Source organism: Saccharothrix sp. NRRL B-16314 (assembly GCF_000716595.1).
GTDB lineage: Bacteria > Actinomycetota > Actinomycetes > Mycobacteriales > Pseudonocardiaceae > Actinosynnema.
The window spans coordinates 1-2,863 of record NZ_JNXC01000072.1; the positions used below are offsets into that span (position 1 = coordinate 1).

Consider the following 2,863-nt stretch of genomic DNA (forward strand, 5'->3'; position numbering starts at 1 on the left):
TCCAGCACCGGGCAGGCGTCAGTCCGTATACATCGTCTTGCGACTTCGCACGGACCTGTGTTTTTAGTAAACAGTCGCTTCTCGCTGGTCTCTGCGGCCACCCCCAGCTCAGGAGGAAAACTCCATCACCAGGCGTGGCCCCCCTTCTCCCGAAGTTACGGGGGCATTTTGCCGAGTTCCTTAACCATAGTTCACCCGAACGCCTCGGTATTCTCTACCTGACCACCTGAGTCGGTTTAGGGTACGGGCCGCCATGAAACTCGCTAGAGGCTTTTCTCGACAGCATAGGATCATCCACTTCACCACAATCGGCTCGGCATCAGGTCTCAGCCTTAACGTGTGACGGATTTGCCTATCACACGGCCTACACCCTTACCCCGGGACAACCACCGCCCGGGCTGGACTACCTTCCTGCGTCACCCCATCGCTTACCTACTACCACCTTGGGTCAGCGGCTCCACCACTTTCCATTCCCCGAAGGGTCCGGAACGGCTTCACGGCCTTAGCATTAATGGGCTCGATATTGGGCGTTTCAAAGCGGGTACCGGAATATCAACCGGTTGTCCATCGACTACGCCTGTCGGCCTCGCCTTAGGTCCCGACTTACCCTGGGCAGATCAGCTTGACCCAGGAACCCTTAGTCAATCGGCGCACACGTTTCTCACGTGTGTATCGCTACTCATGCCTGCATTCTCACTCGTGAACCGTCCACAACTCGCTTCCGCGGCTGCTTCACCCGGCACACGACGCTCCCCTACCCATCACAGCACCCGTTGGGGCTTATTGCTGCAATGACACGACTTCGGCGGTACGCTTGAGCCCCGCTACATTGTCGGCGCGGAATCACTTGACCAGTGAGCTATTACGCACTCTTTCAAGGGTGGCTGCTTCTAAGCCAACCTCCTGGTTGTCTCTGCGACTCCACATCCTTTCCCACTTAGCGTACGCTTAGGGGCCTTAGTCGATGCTCTGGGCTGTTTCCCTCTCGACCATGGAGCTTATCCCCCACAGTCTCACTGCCGTGCTCTCACTTACCGGCATTCGGAGTTTGGCTAAGGTCAGTAACCCGGTAGGGCCCATCGCCTATCCAGTGCTCTACCTCCGGCAAGAAACACACGACGCTGCACCTAAATGCATTTCGGGGAGAACCAGCTATCACGGAGTTTGATTGGCCTTTCACCCCTAACCACAGGTCATCCCCCAGGTTTTCAACCCTGGTGGGTTCGGTCCTCCACGAAGTCTTACCTCCGCTTCAACCTGCCCATGGCTAGATCACTCCGCTTCGGGTCTTGAGCGCGCTACTGAATCGCCCTATTCGGACTCGCTTTCGCTACGGCTTCCCCACACGGGTTAACCTCGCAACGCACCGCAAACTCGCAGGCTCATTCTTCAAAAGGCACGCAGTCACGACCCATTGGGTAAACCCAATGAGCGACGCTCCCACGGCTTGTAGGCACACGGTTTCAGGTACTATTTCACTCCGCTCCCGCGGTACTTTTCACCATTCCCTCACGGTACTATCCGCTATCGGTCACCAGGGAATATTTAGGCTTAGCGGGTGGTCCCGCCAGATTCACACGGGATTTCTCGGGCCCCGTGCTACTTGGGTGTCTCTCAAACGAGCCGTCAATGTTTCAGCTACGGGGGTCTTACCCTCTACGCCGGACCTTTCGCATGTCCTTCGCCTACATCAACGGTTTCTGACTCGTCTCACAGCCGGCAGACTGTGAAAGAGAGATCCCACAACCCCGCATGCGCAACCCCTGCCGGGTATCACACGCATACGGTTTGGCCTCATCCGGTTTCGCTCGCCACTACTCCCGGAATCACGGTTGTTTTCTCTTCCTGAGGGTACTGAGATGTTTCACTTCCCCTCGTTCCCTCCACATGCCCTATGTGTTCAGGCATGGGTGACAGCCCATGACGACTGCCGGGTTTCCCCATTCGGAAACCCCCGGATCAAAGCCTGGTTGACGGCTCCCCGGGGACTATCGTGGCCTCCCACGTCCTTCATCGGTTCCTGGTGCCAAGGCATCCACCGTGCGCCCTTAAAAACTTGGCCACAGATGCTCGCGTCCACTGTGTAGTTCTCAAGCAACGACCAGCCACCCGTCACACATCACCGAAGTGACGCTTTACCGGGGCCGGCATCGCGAAGATACAAACCTTACGGCCGTACCCTCAGACACCCAACAACGTGCCAAGCACAGTCCGTTCCTCGAAGCCCGTTTTCCACGCCGAAGCAGTACTAACGGTTTCTCGGAGAGAGACTGTGCCAACTAATCAACGTTCCACCCATGAGCTGACCGTGCAGAACGTTTGCCTGCAATCGGTACTGTGCTCCTTAGAAAGGAGGTGATCCAGCCGCACCTTCCGGTACGGCTACCTTGTTACGACTTCGTCCCAATCGCCAGTCCCACCTTCGACAGCTCCCTCCCACAAGGGGTTGGGCCACCGGCTTCGGGTGTTACCGACTTTCGTGACGTGACGGGCGGTGTGTACAAGGCCCGGGAACGTATTCACCGCAGCAATGCTGATCTGCGATTACTAGCAACTCCGACTTCATGGGGTCGAGTTGCAGACCCCGATCCGAACTGAGACCGGCTTTGTGGGATTCGCTCCGCCTCACGGCATCGCAGCTCTTTGTACCGGCCATTGTAGCACGTGTGCAGCCCAAGACATAAGGGGCATGATGACTTGACGTCGTCCCCACCTTCCTCCGAGTTGACCCCGGCGGTCTCCTGTGAGTCCCCATCACCCCGAAGGGCATGCTGGCAACACAGGACAAGGGTTGCGCTCGTTGCGGGACTTAACCCAACATCTCACGACACGAGCTGACGACAGCCATGCACCACCTGTATAC

2 rRNA genes are annotated in these 2,863 nt (G+C 57.4%); both read right to left on the reverse strand.

Annotated elements, in window-relative coordinates:
* Window positions 1-2,062, reverse strand: a 23S ribosomal RNA gene (locus OQ02_RS38975); the annotation flags it as partial.
* A gap of 286 nt (window positions 2,063-2,348) precedes the next feature.
* Window positions 2,349-2,863: ribosomal RNA gene (locus OQ02_RS38980) — 16S ribosomal RNA — on the reverse strand; the annotation flags it as partial.